The 24,375-nt window shown below is 70.1% G+C and carries 20 protein-coding genes, 1 rRNA gene, 1 pseudogene and 1 riboswitch; of the genes and pseudogenes, 6 read left to right on the top strand and 16 right to left on the bottom strand.

Annotation, left to right across the window (positions count from 1 at the left end; genetic code table 11):
• Positions 1–90: 90 nt before the first annotated feature.
• Entirely contained in the window at positions 91–1,068 is a 978-nt protein-coding gene (locus ACI2L3_RS32795; RefSeq protein WP_404756041.1) for a threonine/serine dehydratase, read from the top strand.
• A gap of 68 nt (positions 1,069–1,136) precedes the next feature.
• On the opposite strand, the gene ACI2L3_RS32790 is transcribed toward ACI2L3_RS32795, so the two are convergent.
• Together ACI2L3_RS32790 and ACI2L3_RS32785 are read right to left on the bottom strand one after the other, a co-directional pair.
• On the bottom strand, positions 1,137–2,495 hold the full coding sequence (locus ACI2L3_RS32790) for a MerR family transcriptional regulator (protein ID WP_404756040.1): 1,359 nt from the start codon (positions 2,493–2,495) through the stop codon (positions 1,137–1,139).
• Positions 2,496–2,520: 25 nt separating this feature from the next.
• Positions 2,521–3,234, bottom strand: coding sequence for a HEAT repeat domain-containing protein (locus ACI2L3_RS32785; RefSeq protein ID WP_404756039.1), 714 nt, complete (start codon positions 3,232–3,234; stop codon positions 2,521–2,523).
• A gap of 156 nt (positions 3,235–3,390) precedes the next feature.
• Between ACI2L3_RS32785 and ACI2L3_RS32780 the strand changes: the two genes are divergently transcribed.
• A complete protein-coding gene (locus ACI2L3_RS32780) occupies positions 3,391–4,212 on the top strand; it encodes a PhzF family phenazine biosynthesis protein (RefSeq protein WP_404756038.1) in 822 nt (273 codons plus the stop codon).
• Between the two features lie 57 nt (positions 4,213–4,269).
• Here the strand turns inward: ACI2L3_RS32780 and ACI2L3_RS32775 are convergent, their stop codons facing one another.
• Positions 4,270–5,073 carry a CPBP family intramembrane glutamic endopeptidase gene (locus tag ACI2L3_RS32775; protein ID WP_404756037.1) on the bottom strand — a complete coding sequence of 268 codons (804 nt, stop codon included), beginning with the start codon at positions 5,071–5,073 and terminating at the stop codon, positions 4,270–4,272.
• A gap of 167 nt (positions 5,074–5,240) precedes the next feature.
• On the opposite strand from ACI2L3_RS32775, the pseudogene ACI2L3_RS32770 reads away from it, so the two are divergent.
• Positions 5,241–7,015: pseudogene (locus ACI2L3_RS32770) on the top strand (substrate-binding and VWA domain-containing protein).
• A 60-nt stretch (positions 7,016–7,075) separates the two neighbouring features.
• Here ACI2L3_RS32770 and ACI2L3_RS32765 read toward each other — a convergent pair.
• Positions 7,076–8,596 carry a glutamate--cysteine ligase gene (locus tag ACI2L3_RS32765; protein ID WP_404756036.1) on the bottom strand — a complete coding sequence of 507 codons (1,521 nt, stop codon included), beginning with the start codon at positions 8,594–8,596 and terminating at the stop codon, positions 7,076–7,078.
• A gap of 483 nt (positions 8,597–9,079) precedes the next feature.
• Between ACI2L3_RS32765 and ACI2L3_RS32760 the strand changes: the two genes are divergently transcribed.
• Complete coding sequence (locus ACI2L3_RS32760) at positions 9,080–9,664, top strand: hypothetical protein (protein ID WP_404756035.1); 585 nt, start codon at positions 9,080–9,082, stop codon at positions 9,662–9,664.
• A 306-nt stretch (positions 9,665–9,970) separates the two neighbouring features.
• Positions 9,971–10,177, top strand: coding sequence for a DUF5999 family protein (locus ACI2L3_RS32755; RefSeq protein ID WP_362995214.1), 207 nt, complete (start codon positions 9,971–9,973; stop codon positions 10,175–10,177).
• A gap of 143 nt (positions 10,178–10,320) precedes the next feature.
• Here the strand turns inward: ACI2L3_RS32755 and gcvP are convergent, their stop codons facing one another.
• Entirely contained in the window at positions 10,321–13,209 is a 2,889-nt protein-coding gene (gcvP, locus tag ACI2L3_RS32750) for an aminomethyl-transferring glycine dehydrogenase (RefSeq protein WP_404756034.1), read from the bottom strand.
• A 187-nt stretch (positions 13,210–13,396) separates the two neighbouring features.
• Positions 13,397–13,496, bottom strand: a riboswitch (glycine riboswitch).
• A 144-nt stretch (positions 13,497–13,640) separates the two neighbouring features.
• Here gcvP and ACI2L3_RS32745 point away from each other — a divergent pair.
• The gene (locus ACI2L3_RS32745; protein WP_404756033.1) at positions 13,641–14,030 is read left to right on the top strand and encodes a PRC-barrel domain-containing protein; all 390 of its coding nucleotides are present in this window, start codon (positions 13,641–13,643) and stop codon (positions 14,028–14,030) included.
• Here the strand turns inward: ACI2L3_RS32745 and ACI2L3_RS32740 are convergent.
• The 11 genes from ACI2L3_RS32740 to rrf all read right to left on the bottom strand — a co-directional run.
• On the bottom strand, positions 13,937–15,421 hold the full coding sequence (locus ACI2L3_RS32740; protein WP_404756032.1) for a DNA polymerase IV: 1,485 nt from the start codon (positions 15,419–15,421) through the stop codon (positions 13,937–13,939). The two genes, ACI2L3_RS32745 and ACI2L3_RS32740, sit on opposite strands and share 94 nt — an antisense overlap.
• A gap of 37 nt (positions 15,422–15,458) precedes the next feature.
• A complete protein-coding gene (locus tag ACI2L3_RS32735; RefSeq protein ID WP_404756031.1) occupies positions 15,459–16,076 on the bottom strand; it encodes a MerR family transcriptional regulator in 618 nt (205 codons plus the stop codon).
• A gap of 169 nt (positions 16,077–16,245) precedes the next feature.
• Positions 16,246–16,719 carry a bifunctional nuclease family protein gene (locus ACI2L3_RS32730; RefSeq protein WP_063795355.1) on the bottom strand — a complete coding sequence of 158 codons (474 nt, stop codon included), beginning with the start codon at positions 16,717–16,719 and terminating at the stop codon, positions 16,246–16,248.
• A gap of 74 nt (positions 16,720–16,793) precedes the next feature.
• Positions 16,794–17,537 (bottom strand): MerR family transcriptional regulator, encoded by a 744-nt coding sequence (locus ACI2L3_RS32725; RefSeq protein WP_404756030.1) that lies wholly within the window; start codon positions 17,535–17,537, stop codon positions 16,794–16,796.
• Between the two features lie 44 nt (positions 17,538–17,581).
• Positions 17,582–18,433: an FHA domain-containing protein gene (locus tag ACI2L3_RS32720; protein WP_404756029.1), complete on the bottom strand. Its 852-nt coding sequence runs from the start codon at positions 18,431–18,433 to the stop codon at positions 17,582–17,584.
• Positions 18,434–18,632: 199 nt separating this feature from the next.
• Positions 18,633–19,463 carry a DUF881 domain-containing protein gene (locus ACI2L3_RS32715; protein WP_404756028.1) on the bottom strand — a complete coding sequence of 277 codons (831 nt, stop codon included), beginning with the start codon at positions 19,461–19,463 and terminating at the stop codon, positions 18,633–18,635.
• 5 nt (positions 19,464–19,468) lie between these two features.
• Complete coding sequence (locus tag ACI2L3_RS32710) at positions 19,469–19,801, bottom strand: small basic family protein (RefSeq protein WP_003988855.1); 333 nt, start codon at positions 19,799–19,801, stop codon at positions 19,469–19,471.
• Complete coding sequence (locus ACI2L3_RS32705) at positions 19,798–20,697, bottom strand: DUF881 domain-containing protein (protein WP_404756027.1); 900 nt, start codon at positions 20,695–20,697, stop codon at positions 19,798–19,800. Before ACI2L3_RS32705 ends, ACI2L3_RS32710 begins: the two co-directional genes overlap by 4 nt.
• Positions 20,698–20,905: 208 nt before the next feature.
• Positions 20,906–23,401 (bottom strand): sugar phosphate nucleotidyltransferase, encoded by a 2,496-nt coding sequence (locus ACI2L3_RS32700; protein WP_404756026.1) that lies wholly within the window; start codon positions 23,399–23,401, stop codon positions 20,906–20,908.
• 113 nt (positions 23,402–23,514) lie between these two features.
• On the bottom strand, positions 23,515–24,123 hold the full coding sequence (locus ACI2L3_RS32695) for a CDP-alcohol phosphatidyltransferase family protein (RefSeq protein WP_362995195.1): 609 nt from the start codon (positions 24,121–24,123) through the stop codon (positions 23,515–23,517).
• Positions 24,124–24,281: 158 nt separating this feature from the next.
• Positions 24,282–24,375, bottom strand: a 5S ribosomal RNA gene (gene rrf, locus ACI2L3_RS32690); the annotation flags it as partial.

Genomic DNA, 24,375 nt, shown 5'->3' with positions numbered 1-24,375 from the left:
GATGCCTCAACGATATATCGGGAGCGATCGCCTGGCAACCCTCCTCATTTGCGCCGCCTTCGTCAGCCGGCGGCGCTACGCTGCTGTGCCGTGCAGGAGACGCGCCTCGACACCGCCCGGATCCGAGCCGCTCGCCGGGTGATCGACCCGATGTTTCTCGACACTCCGCTGTATCGCTGCGAGGCGCTGGAGCCCCACCTCGGATGCACGGTGAGCATCAAGCTCGAAACGGCGAATCCGGTCCGCAGCTTCAAGGCCCGCGGCACCGAGGTGGTCGCGGGCCGGCTCGCCGACGACGGCTCGCGAGCCGTGGTGTGCGCGAGCGCGGGCAACCTCGGACAGGCGCTCGCCTGGTCCGGGCGTGGCCGGGAACTCGACGTCACCGTCGTAGCATCCCGCTTCGCCACGCGGGCCAAGCTCGACCGCATCCGCGCACTGGACGCCAGGCTCGAACTGGTGGACGGCGACCACGAGCTGGCGCGCGAGCGGGCCGCGGCCATCGCGCGCCACGAGGGCATCCGGCTGGTCGAGGACAGTCTGGACATCGAGACCTGCGAGGGCGCGGCAACCATCGGCTTGGAATTGGTGGATGCCGTGCCGTCGTTCGACGCCGTCCTGATCGCTCTCGGCGGCGGGGCGCTGGCCACCGGTGTGGGGCATGTGGTGAAGGCCCTGGCGCCCGGTGTCGAGGTGATCTGTGTCCAGCCGTCGGGCGCACCGGCGATGACACGCTCGTGGCACCAACGGCGCGTCGTCACCACCGACTCGGCCGACACCATCGCTGACGGCGTCGCCGGCCGGTTTCCCATCCCGGCCGTCCTGGACGACCTTCTTCTGGTCGCCGACGATGCCGTCCTGGTCCGGGAGGCGTCGATCATCGCCGGTATGCGGATGCTCCTCGACCACGCCGGCCTCGTCGTCGAGCCGTCGGCCGCGCTCGGCGTCGCGGCGATCCTCGAAGACCGTGACCGCTTCGCCGGCCGGCACGTAGCCACCATCGTGTGTGGCAGCAACGTCGACATGGGCGCGTATCACCGCTGGATCGGTGCCCCCACCGACAAGTCGTGACGCCCAGCTGGTCCCGAACGGTCAGCGAGTGATCCGGTACAGCCTCATCAACCGCATGGACGGGCAGCTCACCGCTCCCCCCGCCGTGTGAGGAGGTACCGGGCAGTGAACGCGACCGCACGGTCCTCGTCACCGGACAGGTGCTCCAGAGCACGCGACGTCGTGGCGCCCGGGATGTCCGCGAGCGCCTGTGTCAGCCGTCGACGGGCGGCCGGATCCACGGCGCCATGGGTTACGCGCGCGACGAGCCCGGCGGCGATGCGGTCCGCCAGCGCGGGGTCGCTCGCCAGCGCGGCCAACGCGTCGGCCGCGTCGACGTCGTTCACCGCGCCAACGCCGCTCACCTCGCCGACGCCGTTCACCTCGCCAACGCCCTCCATCTCACCGCCGCCGTTCATCTCGCCAACGCCCTTCGCCCCGCCAAGGCCCTCCACCTCACCGACGCCGTTCACCTCACCGACGCCATTCATTTCGCCGACGCCATTCATTTCGCCAACGCCCTTCGTCCCGCCAACGCCCTCCACCTCACCGACGCCGTTCACCTCACCGCCGCCCTTCACCCCGCCAACACCCTCCGCCTCACCGCTGCCCTTCACCCCGCCAACGCCTCTCACCTCACCGACGATCATGTCGATGAGCGTCGGGATCGCGTCGGCCTCTCCGCGAGCCCCGAGCGCGAGCGCCGCACGCCCGCGGACCGCGAGGTCCGGGTGGCCGAGGGCGTCCCGCAGCAGCGCGGTCACCGCCTCGCCGTCACCCAGCGCGGCAACGGTCTGGACGGCGCGCCTGCGCACCTCGGCCGCCGGCGAGCCGAGCCCCTCCGCCAGCAGAGCCAGTCCACCACCGCTCTCCTCCCCATCACCTTCACCCCGGCCTCCGCCCCCACCTCCGTCCCCGCCTCCGTCCCCGGCCGACTGCGCCAGAGCCCACCGAAGAGCCCCGGCGACATACGGATCCGTCTCGTTCAGCACCGCCTCGACCAGCGCTTCCACCGGCACCGGCGCCTCCTCGACCGAGGACAAGGCCGCGCGCTGGCGAGCCCCCGCGCTTTTCGAACCCAACCCCTGAAGCAGGGCGGTGACTTGGAGGACGTCCTCCCAGTCGTCGGGTTCCGCGGCCCCGATCCGCCGCAGCCGCGTCAGCAACTCCATCTCGGCGGCGATGCGTTCCCGCGTCTGGCGGACGAGGTCGTCGACGAGTTCCGCGGGCGTGAAGCCGGGATCGTCGAGCGCGCGCCCGACCTCACGCAGCGACAGCCCCAGCGACCGCAGGCTCTCGATATGGAAGATCCGCCGGATGTCGTCCTCGGAGTACTCCCGATAGCCGGCACCGGTACGCCCCGTCGGCCGCACCAGACCGAGCGTGTCGTAGTGCCTGAGCATGCGGGCACTGACCCCGGACCGTCGCGCCACATCACCGATCAACATGGGAGACTCCTCCTGTCAGCACGGATTAAGACTCCTCCTGACCGCTCACGCCGAGGGCCACGACGCGCTTCGCCTCCTCGACCGCGAACTCGAACCCGGCATCCGGGTCGCGCAACAACCGCTCCGTCGCGATCGCGTGCTGGCGTACGCGAGGGTCGGGGTCCTTCGCCGCGGCGCGCAGCGTCGGCACGATGACCTCACCGAGCGCGATCAGCGCCCGGCTGAGGCTCAACCGCGTCTCACGGCCACCGCGCCCGAACTGCGTCGCCAGCACCTCGGCCAGCTCCGCCGCTTCCCCTTCGGGCACGAGGACGACCGCCGCTCGCCAGGCGCTCCGGGCCACCTCGTCGTCGGCGTCGGTCAGCAGCGCCCGGGTGATCGCCGGCCACGCGCGCCGGTCCGCGACCTTGGACAACGTGTGCAGCGCCTGGCTCCGGGCCTGCGTGCCCACCGAACGGAGTTCGTCGATCAGCCCGGGGACCGTCAGGTCCGACGGGTGCCGCGTGAGCGCCCACGTCAGCATTTCCCGTACGTAGAACTCGGGCTCTACCGCACACCGTTCGATGAGCCGGTCGACGAACCGCGGGTCCGGGCTCGTGCCGACCGCCAGCGCCGCCTGCAGCCGCACCGACGGGCTGCTGTTCTCCAGCCCCCGGAGAGCTCGCGCCGCGTCCGTGTGCGTATCCGCACCCGCACCCGTATTCGTACCCGCATCCGTGTTCTCTTTCGGCATGGTCATCGGGACCACCTCCTCGACCGCAGTGAAGACCTTGTCACCGTGTCAAGGTCAAACGGCACGGCGCCCCACCCGGAAGTGGACCAGTCCACAAAACCAGTCCACCCGCCCCGGATTGGCCTTACCAAAGCTACTCAGCGGCCCTCTACCGTTGTCCCCATGCCGACTCCTCACCGCATCCGCATCGTCGACGCCTTCACCGACCGCCCCTTCGCCGGCAACCCGGCCGGGGTCCTGCTCCTGGACGCCTTCCCCGACGACACCTGGCTGCAGCACGTGGCCAGGGAGGTCAACCACGCCGAGACCGCCTTCGCCCACCCGCTCCCGGCGGGCGGCGACGCCGACTGGGCGCTCCGCTGGTTCACGCCCGCCACCGAGGTCGACCTCTGCGGCCATGCCACTTTGGCCACGGCCCACGTCCTGCACACCACCGGCACCGCCTCGGGCACCGTCCGCTTCGCCACCCGCAGCGGCGTCCTCACCTCGACCGCGCACGAGGACGGCACGCTCACCCTCGACTTCCCGACCGCCCCGCTCACCGCGACCGACGTCCCCGACGGGGTCGCCGAGGCCCTGGGCGCCGAGCCGCTCGCCGCGTACGACACGGGCCGGAACACCGGCGACCTGCTGGTCGAGCTCGCCGACGAGAAGACGGTCAGGTCGCTCACCCCGGACCACAAGGCCCTCATCCGTCACTCCGAGCGCGGCATCATCGCCACCGCCCGGGCCGAGGACCCCTCCGGCGGCTACGACTTCGTCTCGCGCGGATTCTTCCCGCGCGTCGGCATCGACGAGGACCCGGTGACGGGCAGCGCCCACACCGCTCTCGCCCCCTTCTGGTCCGAGCGGCTCGGCCGCATCGACCTGACCGGCCTGCAGGCCTCGGCCCGCACCGGCCTGGTCCGCACCCGGCTCCGCGGCGACCGCACCCTCCTGACCGGCCACGCGGTCACGGTCATCGAGGGCGAGCTCTTCGCCTGAGGCCCTGAGGCAGGCCACCGCACCAGCACCCCCCCCCACCACCGACCCGGGCGCTGCCTACGAAGCCGTAGGCAGCCACCCCACCTTCCCCGCGAGCAGCGCGTACCCCACGAACGCCCCGATGTCGAGCAGGGAGTGCGCAACGACCAGCGGCCCGACCCGGCCCCACCTGCGATAGAGCAGCACGAAGACCACTCCCATCACCATGTTCCCGATGAACCCGCCGATGCCCTGATACAGGTGGTACGAGCCGCGCAGCACCGAACTGCCGACCAACGCGGCCATCGGCGTCCACCCCAACTGCCCCATTCTGCGCAGCAGGTACCCGACGACGATGACTTCCTCGAGTACCGCGTTCTGCACCGCGGACAGCACGAGGACGGGATACTTCCACCACACGTCGGGCAGCGCCTCGGGCACCACGGTCAGATTGAAGCCGAGCCCACGGGCCGCCAGATAAAAGGCGATCCCCGTGCTGCCGATCACCGCGGCGATCGCGGTGCCGCGCCCCAGGTCCGGCCACGGCCGCGTCCGGTCGAACCCGAGCGTCCGCAGCCCCGCCCTCTCCCGCAGCAGGAAGTGCGCGACCAGGGCGACCGGCACCAACGCGGTCGTGATTCCGAACAGCTGCCACGCGAGATCAAGCCACGGCCGGCCCGGTGCCTCCGACGCGTTCAGCGTGGCCGCCTGGTCCTTGAGGCCGCCCGGTCTGGTGACCGACCCCACAAAGCTGATCAGCGCGGACACACCGCTGGCCCCGAGCGAGACGGCCAGAACGAGCAGCGTCTCGTCCCGCAGGGTCCGCCGCGAAGGTCCGTCCGCCGGAAAAGAACTGGCCATCGGCCCCGGCTCCGCTTGCACTTACGCCTCCAGTTGAGTAATCCCGCCTCATCCCCATCCTCGTCCCGCTAGGGTCTCGAAAAGACTTACGAAGATCGTGCGCGACAGGCCGAGGGGGACGGACGCCGGTTGTGGGCGTACAGCCCCCTCTTTCCTTGCTTCACCGTTCAAGGAGGGGCACCACCGCCATGGGACGTCACAGCTTGCCCGATGAGCGCGGAACGGCAGCGGCCGACCCCCGGCCGCGGGCGCGCGGCCGCACGATCGCCATCACCACGGCGCTCGTCCTCGTGGTCGCGGGCGGCGCGGCGGCCGCGGTCAGCGGCGGACTGCTCTCCTTCGGCGGCACCTGCGGCGACGACGCGGTACGCCTCGATGTCGTCGCCGCCCCCGATGTGGCCCCCGCCCTGCGCGAGGCGGCCGACGACGCCCGGGAGAAGGAGATCACCTCGGACGGGCACTGCATCGACGTGCGGGTCACCGCCCGCGACTCGTACAAGGTCGCGGCCGAACTCCGCGCGGGCAGGAACAAGTCGGCGTACGACGTGTGGGTGCCGGACTCCGACCTGTGGGTGCAGCGCGTCGGTCTCGGCGCCAGACAGGCCAAGATCTCCCCTGCGGGCAACATAGCCTCCTCACCCGTCGGCATCGGCATGGTCCCGTCCGCCGCGAGTCGCTGGGCTGGCCCAAGAAGACGTACGACTGGCCGCAGTTGACCGCGGCCGCCATGAAGGGCGACGACCTGCGCCTGGGCGCCGCCGACCCCGCACGCAGCGCGACCGGCCTGCTCGCCCTGGCCAAGCTGGGCGCCTCCGCGAAGAAGCAGGGCGGCGAGGACGGCGACACCCGGGCGGCCGCCCTGGCGAAAGCCCTGGCCACCCGCACGACCGACAGCGACGGCCGGCTCCTGGACACCCTGGCCCGCGACGGCTCCGGCGCCGAACAGGGCAATCCGCGCCGCAACCAGGCCGTGATCCTCTCCGAACAGGCCGCGTACGCGCACAACGCCTCGGCGGGTGCGGAGGCCAGCCTCGATCTGTTCTACCCCGAGGACGGTTCGCCCCGGCTCGACTATCCGTACACGCTCGTCGAGGACGACCGGATGTCCACCGACACCAGCCGCGCCGCCCTGCGCTTCATGACGATGTTCAGCGACGACGACGGCCGCCGGATCCTGACGGAGCACGGCTTCAGGACCGACCCCGACCGGCCGTCGGAGAAGCTGGTCGCCGCCGCCGGCGGCCGCACCCCGCAGCCCTACGCGGGCGAGGCCACGGATCCGCCCTCGGACAAGCAGCTCCAGGAGACCCTGGGCATGTGGACGATCACGGTGCAGAGCGCCCGTCTCAGCACCGTCGTCGACGCCTCGGAGTCCATGCGGCAGCTCGTCCCCGGCCGCGACCAGTCCCGTATGGAGGTCACCAAGGCCTCACTGCTGCAAGCCCTCGCGGGCTTCACCGACGAGGACGAGATCGGCCTGTGGGAGTTCGCCACCCGCCTCGACGGCACCCGCGACTACCGCGAGCTGCAGCCGACCCGGCGCCTCGGCGACCACAAGGGCAGCGCCACCCACCGCGACAAGCTGTCCGCGGCCTTCGGCGCTCTGCAGCCCGTGCCGGGCGGTGCCACCGGCCTGTACGACACGACGCTCGCCGCCTACAAGAAAGCCCGGTCGACGTACGCGAGCGGCAAGTTCAACGCCCTCGTCATCCTGACCGACGGCGCCAACCAGGACCCCGGCAGCATCTCGCGCAGCTCCCTCATCGCGCAGCTCGAAGACCTCGCCGAGCCCAAGGAGCCGGTGCCGATCATCGCCATCGCCGTCGGTCCCGAGGCGGACAAGGACGAGGTCCAGCAGATCGCCGCGGCGACCGGCGGCTCCGGCCACCAGGTGGACGACCCGGCGCAGATCCACGCGGTCATCCTCAAGGCGATCATGGAGGCGGGCAGCAGCCAGGGCTGAGTCCCTCCAGTCCCATCAGCCCTGCCCGTCCCGTCAGCTCTGCCAGCCCCATCCGTCCCGTCACCGCAGCGGCACCGCCGGCTCCCGGAGACCCACGGGCCACGTGTGCACCGGCTCGCCCTCGTGCATCAGTACGCAGTACCGCCTGGTGGTCGCGGCCAGCGCCTTCTCCCTGGTCATCCCGGCCTCCAGGGCCCGGTGGTACGTCGCCGTCTGCCACGACGCCCCGTTGACCCGCCGCCTGCACCGCTCCTCGATCACGCCGAGGTACAGATCCCGGTCGGCAGCCTCCACGCCCCACGCGTCGAGCCCCGCGGCCGCGAGCGGCAGCAACTCGTCGCGTACGAGCCGGACGGCCGGCACCTCGACGAGTCCGCCGAGCCTGCCGCGCCGCGGCCACCGCAGCGTCGCGTCGATGCCGTGCCGGCACGCGACGTCGAAGTTCTCGGCGGCGGCCTCGAACGGCAGCCGGGACCAGACGGGCCGTGCCTCCTCGGCGAGCGCCCGCACGAGCCCGTAGTAGAAGGCGGCGTTGGCGATGACATCGGTGATGGTGGGGCCCGCGGGCAGTACGCGGTTCTCCACCCGCAGGTGCGGGACGCCGTCCGCGATGCCGTACACCGGGCGGTTCCAGCGGTACACGGTGCCGTTGTGCAGGACGAGTTCGCCGAGCCGCGGCACCCCGCCCGCGTCGAGGACGCCCAGTGGGTCCTCCTCCTCCATCAGGGGCAGCAGCGCGGGGAAGTAGCGCAGGTTCTCCTCGAAGAGCTCCAGCGGCTCGGTGATCCACCGCTCCCCGAACCAGGTGCGCGGCCGCACGCCCTGGACCTGCAGTTCGGGCGGCCGGGTGTCGGTGGACTGCAGGAACAGCGGCGGGCGCGACTCGCGCCAGAGCTCACGGCCGAACAGGAACGGCGCGTTGGCCCCCACGGCGATCTGCGCGGCGGCGATCGCCTGCGCCGCGTTCCACACATCGGCGAAGCGGCCCGGTGTGACCTGCAAGTGCAACTGCACGGAGGTGCACGCCGCTTCGGGCGCGATGGAGGCGGAGGTGCAGGTCAGCCGCTCCACGCCCTGGATGTCGAGGGCGAAGCGCTCGCCGCGCGCCGCCACGATCTGCTCGTTCAGAAGGGCGTAGCGGTCGACGTCGGAGAGGTTCGCGGAGACCATGTCGGCGCGGTCGAGCGTCGGCAGAATACCGATCATGACAATGCCGGCGTCGAGCTCCTTGGCTTTTCTGTGGGCATAGTTGAGACCCGTGCGCAGCTCTTCGGCGAGCCGGTCGAGAACGCGTCCGCCGAGCCGGTGCGGGGCAATGTTCACTTCCAGATTGAACATTCCGAGTTCCGTCTGGAAATCCCGGCTCGCGATGCGCTCCAGAACCTGCGCATTCAACATCCTCGGCAGCCCGTCGGGCCCGGCGAGATTCAGCTCGATCTCCATGCCCATCAGATTCTTGGGCCGATCGAATCGCTGCTCCTCCAGCAAACGCTCCAGCCCCGCGAGACACTCGCGGAGCTTGCCGCGGAAGTGGTGCCGATCAGCCAGGTCGAACGTGCCCGCCGCGACCTTCTCCCCCATCGAAGGGTCCCTCCTCGGTCGGGCAGCCACGGGATCCGGCCGCTGTGTACGGGTGATGATGCCCAGGCAATGTGATCGGTAACGCCCCCTGCGGGTCCACCTGCCGGTATGCTCGGCACAGTTGGGGTCCGGCACATTCACCAGGCATGCGGCAGGGTGAAGATTCCCTTCCGATGCGCCTGGTCAAAAGCACCGGCAGAAATCGGCCGACCGCGTTGACGGAGAAATCCGAGGTCATGGTGGCCGAGCCCCTGCGAAATCGGGAGAAAGGCCTCAAAAGGACGACTCATTAAGTCCTTGCTCGTAATATGCGCAGCGCCTAGATGAAACACTGCTCGAACACGTCTCGTATAAACTGCGCAATCTAGGCAGAGAGTTGGCGCTCGCGGCAACGGCCCCCGCCCCTCTGACCCAGAGCTGACAGCGCCGTCACGCACCTGCCCCCGCTCCACTGTGCCTGTCGAATGAGAGAGGCGACCCACCATGCCGCTGCATGTCCCCCCGGCTCCCGCGCCCGCCCTGCGCAGCGTCCTCACGGCACTCGGTTCCCCCACCGCCGTACGCGAGGCCCGCACGCCGTCCCTGCGTACCGCACAGGGACCCGCGACCCCCGAACTCCCGCTGCCGGTCCACGTGTTGGACCGCCTCACCCCCGAGGGCACCTCGCCCACCCGCCTCGCCGGCTGGCGCTTCCTCATCCGCTGCGGCGAGCGCGCCGTCGCCGCGGCCGACACGATGCTCACTCCGGACGGCTGGGCGTTCTCCCACTTCTTCGAAGGGCCTTACATAGTTTCCACGGAGCGCGCCCTGCGACAGGCCGAAGCCATGCCGATGCCCTGCCAGCCGCGGCTGCTCTCCGTGCCGGAGCTCTATATGCTCACGCTCTGGCTGCACCGGGACTGCACGGACGACGGCGCCGAGGGCCCCCTCGCCGCCACCGACCTGCTCGTGCCGCTGGCACCCGCCCCGCCCGGCATCGCGGCCCACCGCCCGCACCGCGTCGCCGAGCTGCTGCCGATGCTCAACCACCGCCTGACACCGGCACCGCTGCTGAGCTCACCCGCCTGAAAGGACCGCCGCCGCCCCCTGTGCCCCGCCGCCCCCGGCCGCGGGGCACAGTGCTGCCCACCCAGGTGGACTAGCCCGGTCAGGCCACCCCGAACCACCCGAAGAGACAGGGAAGTTGGGCTGAACCGTCCGGGCGGGTGATACGTCATTAAGCAGTAGGAGCCGCTGCGGCAAAATCCCTGCGGATTGACGCCCGGAGGGCAACACTGGGATCGGACCGACTACAAACGGGGGGCGGTCATGAACACCGCATCGAGCCACAGGACCGACGTCACACCCATCTCATCGCAGCGAAAGAACCCTTCCATGTGCCAGCACCAACCCGCGTGCCCGACAGCCGACTCCGCCGACCGGGAAGCCGCGCTCCTCATGGCGAGCCACCCGGAGCAGGGCTGGAGCCTGCTGTGCAACGGTGTCCTGCTCTTCGAGGACACCGGTGAGCTGCTGCCGGACGGCCAGATCATCGCCCCGCACCGACCGCTGGGCACCGACCAGGTCATGACAGCCGCCTGAGCACCGACGGCACATCCGCGCGACCGCACCGCACGCACATCCGCAGCAGCGCACCACCGCACATCCGAACAGACGAGGGGCCGGCCCGGAGAGAAATCTCCGAACCGGCCCCGCCACATGCCCGCCTCACACGGGCGCGGGCATCAGTCCTCGTACGCATCCAGCGGCGGGCACGAGCAGACCAGGTTCCGGTCGCCGTACGCCTGGTCGATGCGGCGCACCGGCGGCCAGTACTTGTCCGCGGCGACCACGCCGGCCGGGAAGACGGCCTCCTCGCGGCTGTAGCCGTGCTCCCAGTCACCGCTCAGCGCGGCGGCGGTGTGCGGCGCGTTCCGCAGCGGGTTGTCCTCGGCGGCCCACTCGCCGGAGCCGACCTTCTCGATCTCCCGGCGGATGGCGATCATCGCCTCGCAGAACCGGTCGATCTCGGCCAGGTCCTCGCTCTCCGTCGGCTCGATCATCAGCGTTCCGGCGACCGGGAACGACATGGTCGGCGCGTGGAAGCCGTAGTCGATGAGCCGCTTCGCGATGTCGTCGACGCTGACACCGGTCGCCTTGCTCAGCGGCCGCAGATCGACGATGCACTCGTGCGCGACGAGGCCCGCAGGACCGGTGTAGAGCACCGGGTAGTGCGGCTCGAGGCGCTTGGCGATGTAGTTGGCGGAGAGCACCGCGACCTGGGTGGCGCGCTTGAGGCCCTCGCCGCCCATGAGGCGCACGTACGACCAGGAGATCGGCAGGATGCCGGCGGAGCCCCACGGCGCCGCGGAGATCGGACCGACACCGGTCTCGGGACCGGCCGCGGGCTGGAGCGGGTGGTTGGGCAGGTACGGCGCGAGGTGCTCGCGCACACCGACCGGGCCGACGCCGGGACCGCCGCCGCCGTGCGGGATGCAGAAGGTCTTGTGCAGGTTCAGGTGCGAGACGTCGCCGCCGAAGTGGCCCGGCTTGGCGAGGCCCACCAGCGCGTTGAGGTTGGCCCCGTCGACGTACACCTGGCCGCCGGCCTCGTGCACCTCCGCGCAGATGTCGGCGACGTGCTCCTCGAAGACGCCGTGCGTCGAGGGGTACGTGATCATCAGCACGGAGAGCTCGTCGCGGTGCTTCTCGATCTTGGCGCGCAGGTCCGCGATGTCGACCTCGCCGTCGTCGGCGGTCTTCACGACGACGACCTTCATGCCCGCCATGACGGCGCTCGCGGCGTTCGTGCCGTGCGCGGAGGACGGGATGAGGCAGACGGTGCGCTGCTCGTCGCCGTTGGCCCGGTGATAACCGCGGACCGCGAGCAGTCCGGCCAGCTCACCCTGCGAACCGGCGTTGGGCTGGAGGGAGACCTTGTCGTACCCGGTGACCTCGGCGAGCCGCTCCTCCAGCTCACGGATGAGCGTGAGGTAGCCCTGCGCCTGCTGGGCGGGCGCGAAGGGGTGCAGCTGGCCGAACTCGGGCCAGGTGACAGGCTCCATCTCGGTGGTCGCGTTGAGCTTCATGGTGCAGGAGCCCAGCGGGATCATGCCGCGGTCGAGCGCGTAGTCCCGGTCGGCGAGCTTGCGCAGGTAGCGCAGCATCGACGTCTCGGAGCGGTACTGGTGGAAGACCGGGTGTGTCAGGTAGTCGTCGCCGCGCAGCAGGCCCTGGGGCAGCGTGTCCGTGACGGTGGCGTCGAGCGCCTCGACGTCGGCGTCGACACCGAAGGCGCCCCAGACCGCGCTGAGCTGCCGGCGCGTGGTCGTCTCGTCACAGGACAGGGAGACGTGGTCGGCGTCGACGAGGTGGATGTTGACGCCGGCCTCGCGGGCGGTGACCACCAGCTGCTCGGCCTTGCCGGGCGCCCGCACCGTGAGCGTGTCGAAGTAGGCGCCGTGGACGACCTCGTAACCGCCCCCGGTGAGACCGGCGGCGAGCAGCGTCGCGTACCGGTGGGTGCGCCGCGCGATGGCCTTCAGGCCGTCGGGCCCGTGGTAAACGGCGTACATTCCGGCCATGACGGCGAGCAGCACCTGAGCGGTACAGATGTTGCTGGTGGCCTTCTCGCGGCGGATGTGCTGCTCACGGGTCTGCAGCGCGAGCCGGTAGGCCTTGTTGCCGTCGGCGTCGACGGAGACACCGACGAGCCGCCCCGGCAGGCTGCGCGCGAACTTCTCGCGGACCGCCATGTAACCGGCGTGCGGCCCGCCGAAGCCCATCGGCACACCGAAGCGCTGCGTCGTGCCGACGGCGATGTCGGCGCCGAGCTCGCCGGGCGAGGTGAGCAGCGTCAGGGCGAGCAGGTCGGCGGCGACGGTGACGACGGCACCGAGCTCGTGCGCCTGGTCGACGAGCGGCTTGATGTCGCGTACGGCACCGGAGGCGCCCGGGTACTGGATGAGTACGCCGACGACGCCGCGCTCGGCGACCTCGGCCGGCAGGCCCTCGCTCAGGTCGGCGACGACGACCTCGACGCCGGTGGGCTCGGCGCGGGTCTGTATGACGGCGATGGTCTGCGGCAGGGCGTCGGCGTCGACGACGAACACGCCGTTCTTGACCTTGCCCATGCGGCGCGACAGGGCCATGGCCTCGGCGGCCGCCGTGCCCTCGTCGAGGAGCGAGGCCCCGGAGGTGGGCAGGCCGGTCAGCTCGGCGACCATGGTCTGGAAGTTGAGCAGCGCCTCGAGCCGGCCCTGCGAGATCTCCGGCTGGTACGGCGTGTAGGCCGTGTACCAGGCCGGGTTCTCCATCACGTTCCGCAGGATCACCGGCGGCGTGAAGGTGCCGTAGTACCCGAGTCCGATCATGGAGTCGAGAACCCGGTTCCGGTCGGCGAGGGAGCGCAGCTCGGCGAGCACCTCGGCCTCCGAGCGCGCGCCGGGCAGGTCCAGCGCCTCGGCGTTCTTGATCACATCCGGCACCGCGGCGGCCGTCAGCTCGTCGAGCGAGCCGTACCCGACCTGGGCGAGCATCTTGGCGCACGCTTCCGCATCGGGCCCGATGTGCCGCTGCTCGAAGAGGATGCCCTGCTCAAGCTCCGAGAGCGGGATGCGATGGGTGGCAGTCATTGCGGAGGCCTCCTGGTCTGCACGACCTGCGAGGGGTACCACGGCGCGGGTACCCGGACGGCCTCCCCCTCTGTCATCTCAACCTGAGAGCTTCACAGGCCCGCCTGTCGACAGATCTGCTTTCACCGTCGGTGAGGAAGGGTTCCGAACGTGCCCGCCCGACGCCCGCCCTGCTTTCCAGAGTGACCTCGTCCGTGCGGTACGGGTGCCTGAGAGATTCCGGGGAGGATTTGCTCCTTCGGCGCCTCCGGGAAGTGCCTTCCGGAGAGCTCTCCCGCACGGGGTCAGCAGCCAAGCGCCAGCCTACCAGCGAGGACCCCGGCCGTTCCCTCGAGTGGCCACCTGCCCCGAAGTGCTCTTTCGTAGTGACTACGAATGATTAAAGATGAGTTACGCCCGTTTCCGACGAGCCGCGACCAGCTGGAGGGCCCGTGCAGACCGATATCGATCCGCGCAACCTGATCGGCCGCAAGGCGTTCGACCGGAACGGAACCAAGATCGGCACGATCGACGAGGTCTACCTCGACGACGCCACCGGCGCCCCGGAGTGGGCCGCCATACGCACCGGCCTGTTCAGCCGCGACGCCTTCGTCCCGCTGGAGCCGAGCGAACTGGCCGAGGACGGAACCCTCCGCATCCCGTTCGAACGCGCCCTGATCAAGGACGCCCCGGACTTCGGAGTGGGCCGCCACCTCTCCCCCGAGCAGGAACTCCAGCTGTACCACCACTACGGCCTGGACACGACACCACCGAAGTCCCCGCCGTCCCCACCCCCTCCCGACCAGGACTTCGGCCGGATCGCCGGCACGGAAGCCCCCTGACCCATCGGACCCGAAACCAGCGGCAACGGTTCAGCGGACACCAGATCCGGGTCGTCCGTCCGGAACGTCCGCACCCGCCCCGGCGGCGAATCCGGCGTCTCGAAGCGCACCGTCACCCGGCCCAGGCCGCTCCCCTGCACCCAGCCGTGCCCGTACTCGGCGTGCCGCACATCGTGCCCGGCCGCCCACCTCCGCTCGACCGGCACCTCCGGCTCCTCGCCCCGCTCCCCCTCCGGATCACCTGAGGCGACCTCCCCTGCCGCGACCACACCGCCCTCCTCCCTCGCCCCTTCGTCACCGGCCAGGGCCGCCTCGGCCGCCTGCGCCTGCGCGAAGAGATCCTCCTGCGTATAGTCCGCGAGGCCCGTGACGCCCACTCCGAGGAGCCGCACGCCCCCCGTGGTGTCCACGGACTCCAGCAACCGCGCCGCGGCCTCCCGCACCACTCCGGGGTCGTCCGTGGGCCCGCGCAGCGTCTCCGACCGCGTCAGCGTCGAGAAGTCGAACCGCCGCACCTTGAGCACGATGGTCCGCCCCGAGTGCCCGGCCGCCCGCAGCCGCTGCACACACCGCTCGGCGAGCCGCCCGACCTCCGTCCTGACCCGCACCCGGTCGTGGATGTCCACGTCGTACGTGTCCTCGACACTGACCGACTTCGACTCCCGCTCGGCCACCACGGGCCGCTCGTCGTGCGCGAGCGCCATCGCGTACAGCGAGCCCCCATGGGCCTTCCCCAGCAGCCGTACGAGCTCGTCCTCACCCGCCTCCGCGAGCTCCTCGACCGTCGTGATCCCGGCCCGCCGCAAATGATCACCGGTAGCAGGCCCCACTCCGGGCAACGTCCGCACGGACATCGGCCCCAGAAGGGCGCGCTCCGTGCCCGGGGTGATCAGCACGAGTCCGTTCGGCTTGGCCTCCTCCGAGGCGATCTTCGCCAGCATCTTGGAGACGGCGAGCCCCACCGACCCGGCGAGCCCCGTCACGGCCTTGATGTCCGCCCGCAACCGCTCTCCGACGGCCCTGGCCGACGCCTCGTCGTCGGCGACCCCGCCGGCCTCCAGGTCCACGAAGGCCTCGTCCAGGCTGAGCGGCTCCACCAGCGGCGACAGCTCCCGCAGGAGCCCCATCACCTGCTCGCTGATCTCCCGGTACAACCCGAAGCGCGGCACGAGATACGCGGCGTTCGGCGCGAGCCTGCGCGCCTGCCCCATGGGCATCGCCGAGTGCACACCGAACCGCCGCGCTTCATAGGAAGCGGTGGCCACCACACCCCGCGGCCCGAGCCCGCCCACGACCACGGCTTTTCCACGCAGACTGGGCTTCGCGGCCTGCTCCGCGGACGCGTAGAAGGCATCCATGTCCAGATGCAGGATGGTCGGGGCGCTTCTCACACCTCTGATGCTGCCCTACGCCACTGACAACGCGGCCTCAGACCGCCTTGTTGCGCCTTCTGGCCAGCTCGTCGGCCGGGTTGTGCCCGATGAGCGTCTCGCCGGTGTCGACACGCTCGCCGTGCAGCTGGGACAGCGCGGCCTCGACGTCGCGCCAGACGACCCCCACGGCGATCCCGAAGACGCCCTGGCCGCCCTGGAGCAGCTCGTGGACCTCGCTGGACGTCGTGCACTCGTAGACCGTGGCGCCGTCGCTCATCAGCGTCATCCGCTCGAGGTCGCGGAACCCGCGCTCCCGCAGGTGCTGGACCGTCGTACGGATGTTCTGCAGCGAGACCCCGGTGTCGAGGAACCGCTTCACGATCTTGAGGACGACGACGTCACGGAAGCTGTAGAGCCGCTGCGTCCCGGAGCCGCCCGCGGCCCGCACACTGGGCTCGACCAGGCCCGTACGGGCCCAGTAGTCGAGCTGCCGGTAGGTGATGCCCGCGGCCGCGCACGCGGTGGGACCGCGGTAGCCGACCTGTTCGGAATGCTCGGACGTCGCGTCCCCGCTCCCCTGGACCGCCATCGGTCGAGTCGGAGAGTGACCGGCCGCGCCGCCGTGGAGCGGGTACGGACCGCCCATCGCCGTACCGTCGCCGCTGCTTCTCACGCCGACCTCCCTCCTTGACCTGCCTTCTCGACGGTAGGCAGTCGCCAGGGGCTCGTCAACGATCGCCACACTCGGCACGCCGAGTGATAATCACCCTGAGAGTGGTTTCCCGTACCTCACCGCGGGGAAAGGCTAGCCGAATGGTCCGACGCGGGCCGCCGGAAGCGGCTCACTGGCTGTTGGTGCCGAAGTCCTCGGGCGAGATCTGGTCGAGGAACTCGCGGAACTTCTCCACCTCGTCCTCCTGCTCGTCCGGGATGGCGATGCCGGCGTCGTCCAGGACGCCGTCGCTCCCGAAGATCGGCGTGCCGGTGCGCAGCGCAAGCGCTATGGCGTCGGACGGGCGCGCGCTCACCTCGACGCCGCTGGCGAAGACCAGCTCGGCGTAGAAGACCCCTTCCCGCAGGTCCGTGATGCGCACTTCGGAGAGCTCCTGGCCCACCGCTTCCAGCACGTCCTTGAACAGGTCGTGGGTCAGCGGCCGTGCGGGTGCCATGCCCTGCTGCGCGAAGGCGATGGCGGTCGCCTCACCTGGTCCGATCCAGATGGGGAGGTACCGGTCGCCTCCCACTTCACGCAGGAGCACGATCGGCTGGTTGGAGGGCATTTCGACCCGGACACCTACGACGTCGAGCTCGTTCACACAGCAACCCTAGGACGTGGCTGGCAGGTTTGGGTAGTCGGGCACCCGCCGAGTACCGGACGGGACCGGGCGAGTCAGGGCAATCTGATGCCGAGCGCCGTCTGCACGAGCGCCGAATGCAGCCGCCCCGTCAGGCCCGCCAGCTCTTTCGTACGGGCCTCGGCATGGGCCCTGGTCTGCGGATTGCGGTGCCGCCGCAGCGGTGCGACCACCTGGTCGACGAGGCCGGCCTCGCGCTCCGCGGCGGCCTTCATGGCCCGCAGGTGCCGTGGCTCGATTCCGAACCTGCCGAGTTCGACCACGAGCGAGGCGACCGTGACGGCCTCCGCGTCGTACCCGCCGTCCGGCAACGGGGCGACCAGGCCGTACGTCTCCCACTCGGCGAGCTGTCCCTCGTCGATCTCGGCGGCGGCCAGCAGCTCGTCACGGCCCACACGGGCCGCCGTCGGCCCCTCGGCCTCGCCGAGGCCCTGGGCGTCGCCGGCGTCCCCCTGACGTCCCAGGGACGGCAGCGGGGGCCGCTCGCCGCGCTCCAGCGCGTCGAGGTGCTCACGGATGACCTTGAGCGGCAGGTAGTGGTCCCGCTGCATCCGCAGGACGTGACCGAGCCGCTCGACGTCCGCCGGGCTGAACTTCCGGTAGCCGGAAGGGGTCCGCTGCGGCTCGATGAGCCCCTCGGACTCCAGGAACCGGATCTTGGAGATCGTGACCTCGGGGAATTCGGCACGCAGTTCGTTCAGCACGGTACCGATGCTCATCAGCCGGCGGTCCGCGGCGGCGGTGCCGCTGCCGGCACCGCCCCTCGGTGTTTGAAGCATGGACCTTCCCTGGGGAATACCCCCAGACGGCGTCTGGGGGACAGTCAGATGCCGACGGCCCGCTGGCTCGCGTAGAAGACCAGTCGGTACTTGCCGATCTGCACCTCGTCGCCGTTCGACAGCGAGACCGAGTCGATCCGCTCCCGATTGACGTACGTGCCGTTGAGGCTGCCCACGTCGGCGACGGTGAAGGAACCGTCCCCGAGACGACGGAACTCCACGTGGCGACGCGACACCGTCACGTCGTCCAGGAAGATGTCGCTCTGCGGGTGACGCCCCGCCGTGGTCAGCTCGCCGTCGAGCAGGAAACGGCTGCCCGAGTTCGGACCCCGGCGCACCACGAGGAGCGCCGAGCCGAGCGGCAGCGCGTCGACGGCCGCCTGCGCCTCCGGGGAGAGCGCGGGAGACGGGTTGGTGCCCGTCGCCTCGGCGTCGTAGGCCTCGAGGCCCGAGATGGAGATCGTCGAGGTCGTCTCCGAAGCACGCTCCGGAGCGGCCCCGGCCCGCAGCGGCGCACCGCAGTTGGAGCAGAACCGGCTCGCCTCGGCGTTTCGGTTACCGCACCTCGTACACACCAGCGCCATGGACGGGTCCTCCTGCCGTGGCTGCCCCGCAGGGGCATTCGATGCGTACGGGTCGGAGGTGTACCCTCCACCCGCACCTGAGGTTGAAGGTTCTCCGAAACCTATGCGGCCGGGACCGGCAGGGTCAACAGATGACGCGCCCTGTCCGCCCGAAATGTCACCGCCTGGACCAGCGACCTGGTCGCGGAACATCGGGCGCCCTGCGCCCTGCTCCTCGGCGTCTCCATGGCGCGGGGCACGGTGCCGGGCAGTGGCCGGATTGCCGCTGTCCTCACGTGCGCTCTTGCCGAACAACTTCGCAAACAACTTCACGGGCGATTCCCCTTGACCGAAACAGACCCGCCCGTGGGGCAGGACGAACCCTGATTGCACACACCGGCATTCATCGGTGAGCCAGACATCCTCACAACGTCCGTGGCCACCAAACAGTTTCCACCACGCACCACGCTTCCGGTGCGCCGACCCCCCGCAACCTCATGCCCTCGCCCGACGGCCCTCATGCGTCCGCCCCTCACTGGGGGGACGACCGAGCGTAGTCAGGCCGCTTCGCAGGTCGCAAGGCGTTAACGATGATCTTCTCCGAGCGTTCCACGGTGACCGTGGCCTGCTCCTTCTCCAGAGTCTGCACCACGCCTCCCGGGATGTTCAGCGCAGGTTCGAGATCCTGCGGTTTGCCGATCACCTTGAAGAGGTACGGTTCGCCGACCTTGCGGCCGTCCACCCGTACGCCACCGCTGCCGGCGTCCGACAGATAGGTGCTCGCCACGACACGTACGTCATTGATCTGGATCGCCTCGGCGCCCGCGGCGCGCAGCTCCTGAATGGCGTCGAGCAGCATGTCCGCCTCGATCGCCCCTTTCCTGTCCTCGATGGTCAGCGTGATGCCGGGCCCCTGGGCCGCCACCGTGCCTGCCAGGATGCCGAGTTGCCGCTCCCGCTCGACCGTCTGCTTGCGCGCCTCCTCGGCTTGGTCCGAACTGTTCTCCAGTCCGGTCCGCTGTTCCTCGAGGCGTCGCTTCTCTTCTTCCAGACGCTCGGTACGGTCATCCAGTTCATCGAGGATGCGTACGAGATCTTCTTGCCTCGCGCCGCGCAGCGCGCTGCTGTCGTTGTTGGACCGCACCTGGATGGCCAGACCGAGCCCCAGCACGAACAGCAGCAGGGCGACGATGAGTTGGGGCCGCGTCACCCGCGGCGGCCACAGGCCCTGTGCCAGCCGCTGACGGCCGGTGAGCTGCGGCTTCCCCTCGGGCTCGGCGGGCGCGGGCTTCTCGGGCACGCTGGGGACCTCGGCGGGGAGTTCCTCGCGCCGGTTGTACTCGGGCCTCTCGTCGGCACTCATCGGCGTCACGCCCTGAAGACGTGCCGGCGGATCGCCGCGGCGTTGGAGAAGATCCGGATGCCGAGGACCACGACGACGCCGGTGGACAGCTGGGCACCGACGCCCAACTTGTCGCCCAGGAAGACGATGAGCGCGGCCACCACCACGTTCGACAGGAACGACACCACGAACACCTTGTCGTCGAAGATGCCGTCGAGCATCGCCCGCAGCCCTCCGAACACGGCGTCGAGAGCCGCGACCACGGCGATCGGGAGGTACGGCTCGACCACCGCCGGAACCTCGGGCCGAACCAACAATCCGGCCACGACTCCCACGACGAGGCCCAGTACGGCGATCACGATGTGCCCTTTCCTGCTTTCGGCTCTGCTGTACGTACGGTCGTGCTCGGCGCAGCCGGCAACCGGAGCTCCTCCGACACGGAGATGCTGGTCCGGATGCCGAAGTTCTCCTGCAGAGCATGCAGGTACTGACCGTCGCGGCTGTTCTGGAAACGGGTGCTCATGCGTTTCCCGTCGCCCACCGCGAGCACCGTATACGGCGGCACCAGCGGTCTGTTGTCGACCAGTATCGCGTCACCCGCGGCCCTGATCGCCGACAGCGCGGTGAGCCGCTGGTCGTTGATCGAGATCGCCTCGGCGCCCGACTGCCACAGGCCGTTGACGACCCGCTGCATGTCGCGGTCGCGCACCCGTCCGGTGTCGGAGAAACCGGAGCTCTCGCGCGGCCCGCCGCCGCCCTGGTCGGCCTGCTTCTTGTCGTCCACGACGAGCTTCACGCCGGGCCCCTGGGCTTCCGTCGCTCCGGAGAGAAGTCCCAGCAACTCGCCCTGGCTGCCGCCGTGCTGCTTCAGCGCGGCCCGCTGCCGCTCGCCGACGTCGTCGCGGAGCTCGTCCACGTCGTCCTCGAGCCGGTCGGCTCCCGCCGTCGCCTCTTCGACGCGGTCGATGAGCTCCTCGCGCTCCTTCGCAAGCACCGGCGCCTCTATGCGCGCCTGCGCGGCCCCCACGGTCACCACCAGCGCGGCGAGCACGAGCCCGGCCGCGAGCCCGAGCTTGGCCCGCAGCGGACGCGGGACACCGCTGTCCCCGCTGGCCTTCTTACGGGCGGCCGCCTCCGCGTACCCCTCGTCCAGGCTGTGGTCCATGACCGTGGTGAGCAGCGACATGGAGGCGTCCGGGCGCCGGGGGCGCGAGGGGGTGCTCCGAATGGGGGGCTGCTGCGGCATGCCGCACATCGTCGCACGTCGGGGGCGCTACCTCCGAATGGCCCCACCGGCGCGGGGGGGGGGGGGGGGGGGGGGGGGGGGGGGGGGGGGGGGGGGGGGGGGGGGGCGCGGGGGGGCCGCCCCCCCCCGCCCCCCCGCGCGCCCCCCCGCCGCCGCCCCCCCCCCCCCGGCGGCCCCCCCCCCCCGGGGGGGGCCCCCCCCCCGGCGCTCGGAAAGGTCAGCGACCCGCGCTGTCCACCACCGTGGACCACTCGTCGAGCAGCGCCTGGGCGGACGCGTCGTCGGGGCCCTCGGCCCACAGATGGGTGACGGCCTCGGCCGGATCGGGCAGCACGAGCACCCACCGCCCGTCGGTCTCCACGACCCGCACACCGTCGGTGGTGTCCACGGACCGCTCGCCGGCCGCCTCCACCACGCGCCGCATGACGAGACCCTTGACCGCCCACGGAGTGGCGAGGTCGCGCCGCAGCACATGCGCCCGCGGGATACGCGCGTCGATCTGGCTCAGGGTGAGCTGCGTACGCGCGACAAGCCCGATGAGCCGCACGAACGCGGCGGTGCCGTCGAAGACGCCGCTGAACTCGGGGACGATGAAGCCGCCCCGCCCGTCACCGCCGAAGATGGTCGAGTCGGCCCGGCCCACCCTCGTCAGGTCGTCGGGCGACGTGGTCGTCCAGTCCACCTGCGTCCCGTGGTACGCGGCGACCTGCTCGGCGATACGCGTCGTCGTCACCGGCAGCGCCACCCGCCCGCTGCGCCGCTCGGCGGCCACCAGGTCGAGCATGACCAGCAGCGCCCGGTCGTCCTCGACGATCCGTCCCTTCTCGTCGACGAGCGACAGCCGCTCACCGACCGGGTCGAACCGGACGCCGAAGGCGGCCCTGGCGGACGCGACGATCTCCCCGAGCCGGACGAGCCCGGCCCTGCGAGTGTCGGCGGTCTCCGTGGGCCGCGACTCGTCGAGCCCCGGGTTGATGGTCAGCGCGTCCACCCCGAGCTTGCCGAGGAGGCTCGGCAGCACCAGCCCGGCACTACCGTTGGACGCGTCGACGACGACCTTGAGCCCCGACTCGGCGACGCCGGTGGTGTCGACGTTCCGCAGCAACGACCCCGTGTACGAGTCGTAGACGCTGGAGGGGAAGTGCAGGTCACCGATCTCCCCGGGGAAGGCCCGCCGGTACTCCTGGCGCGCGTAGACCCGGTCCAGCTTCCGCTGGCTGCCCTGCGAGAGGTCCGCACCCTGCCCGTCGAAGAACATGATGTCGACGGAGTCCGGCACCCCGGGCGTCGTCCGGATCATGATTCCGCCGGCGCTTCCTCTGGCCGTCTGCTGCCGCGCGACGGGCAGCGGCACATTCTCCAGATCTCGTACGTCCATGGCGCTGGCCTGCAACGCCGAAATGACCGCCCGTTTCAGCGCTCGCGCGCCTCGGGAGTGGTCACGCGCGGTGGTGACGGTGGAACCCTTCTTCAGGGTCGTCGCGTACGCGCCGGCGAGGCGCACGGCAAGCTCGGGCGTGATCTCCACGTTCAGGATTCCGGAGACCCCACGCGCCCCGAAGAGGTGCGCCTGACCACGGGACTCCCAGATGACCGAGGTGTTGACGAAGGCGCCGGCCTCGATGGTCTTGAAGGGGTAGACCCGGACGTTGCCCTGAATGATCGATTCTTCACCGACGAGGCACTCGTCGCCGATGACCGCGCCGTCCTCGATACGGGCCGCGCGCATGATGTCGGTGTTCTTTCCGACGACGCAGCCCCGCAGGTTGCTGTGCTGTCCGATGTAGACGTTGTCGTGCACGACGGCCTTGTGCAGGAACGCGCCGCTCTTCACCACGACGTTGGAGCCCACGACGGTGTGCTCGCGGATCTCGACGTCCGCTTCGATCTTGGCGTAGTCACCGACATACAGCGGCCCGCGCAGTACGGCGTCGGGGTGTACCTCGGCCCCTTCCGCCACCCAGACCCCGGGAGAGATCTCGAAGCCGTCGAGTTCGACGTCCACCTTGCCCTCGAGAACGTCGGCCTGCGCCTTGACGTAGCTCTCGTGCGTGCCGACGTCCTCCCAGTAGCCCTCGGCGACGTAGCCGTAGACGGGCTTGCCTTCCTTCATGAGCTGCGGGAAGACATCACCGGACCAGTCGACCGGCACATCGGCCTCGACGTAGTCGAAGACTTCGGGCTCCATGACGTAGATGCCCGTGTTCACCGTGTCGGAGAAGACCTGCCCCCAGGTCGGCTTCTCGAGGAAGCGCTCGACCTTTCCTTCTTCGTCGACGATGGTGATGCCGAATTCCAGCGGATTGGGTACGCGCGTCAGACAGACGGTGACAAGCGCGCCCTTTTCCTTGTGGAAGGCAATCAGATCGGTGAGGTCGAAGTCCGTCAGAGCATCACCTGAGATGACGAGGAAGGCGTCGTCCTTCAGCGCTTCCTCGGCGTTCTTCACGCTGCCTGCTGTACCGAGTGGTTTCTCTTCGTTGGCATAGGTGAGCTCCATCCCAAGCTCTTCGCCGTCGCCGAAGTAGTTCTTGACGAGAGACGCCAGGAACTGCACTGTTACTACGGTCTCGGTGAGCCCATGCCTCTTCAGCAGCCGAAGCACGTGCTCCATGATCGGCCGGTTGGCCACGGGAAGGAGCGGCTTGGGCATGCTCGAGGTCATGGGGCGAAGGCGTGTGCCCTCACCGCCGGCCATCACGACGGCCTTCATGTCGGAAGCGTCCTCCTCAATAGACGACGATTTAGCCGACCAGCCCACCTGAATGGACCCGCACATGTCGGATGCGGGCCCATGGAGCCTCTACAGCCACCGAATCGGCGAGCTCAATCGGCCGGGTTGTCCGCCTTGACAAGTCGGCGGACCTGAACCACATATAGGATCCCTGCCCACCAGTAGAGCGTTGTACCCCATCCGGCGAACGCCCATCCGAAAATAGCAGCGGGTGTGGCGATCCAGCCACTTGCGTCGCTCAGCAGCAGTAGTGGAAAGGCGTACATCAGGTTGAAGGTGGCGGCCTTGCCCAGGAAGTTCACCTGGGGCGGCGGATAGCCGTGGCGCCTGAGGATCCCGACCATCACCAGCAGGACCAGCTCGCGCAGCAGCAGCGCCGCGGTCAGCCAGAGCGGGAGAATCTCCCGCCAGGTCAGGCCGACCAGCGTCGAGAGGATATAGAGCCGATCGGCCGCGGGGTCGAGCAGCCGGCCGAGCTTGCTGATCTGGTTCCAGCGGCGTGCGAGCTTGCCGTCGAGGTAGTCGCTGACGCCGCTGAGCGCCAGGACCAGCAGCGCCCAGCCGTCGCTGTTGGGCCCGCCGAACTCGGGCCTGAGGATCAACCACAGGAAGAGAGGTACGCCGGCGAGGCGCGCCATGCTGAGGATGTTCGGGATGGTGAGGACCCGGTCCGTCTGGACCCGGGTCTCCTGGACCTCCACCCGGGGGCCTCCTGTGGGAAAGAGCCAATGATGCCCCCTGACCTTACCCTCAGTTGTGGCACGTCGGTGCGGAGGGGTGCCGACCGCTCCGGCCCCCCGGAAAACAAAAAAGCCGTGGCTCCTGGAATTTAATCCAGGAGCCACGGCTATTAAAAGAAGTTCGGCGGCGTCCTACTCTCCCACAGGGTCCCCCCTGCAGTACCATCGGCGCTATGAGGCTTAGCTTCCGGGTTCGGAATGTAACCGGGCGTT

The sequence above is a fragment of the Streptomyces sp. NPDC029674 genome (genome assembly GCF_044903205.1).
Taxonomy (GTDB): Bacteria; Actinomycetota; Actinomycetes; order Streptomycetales; family Streptomycetaceae; genus Streptomyces.
The sequence above is the reverse complement of the archived record's forward strand: the minus strand, read 5'-3'. Positions and strand labels throughout refer to the sequence as shown.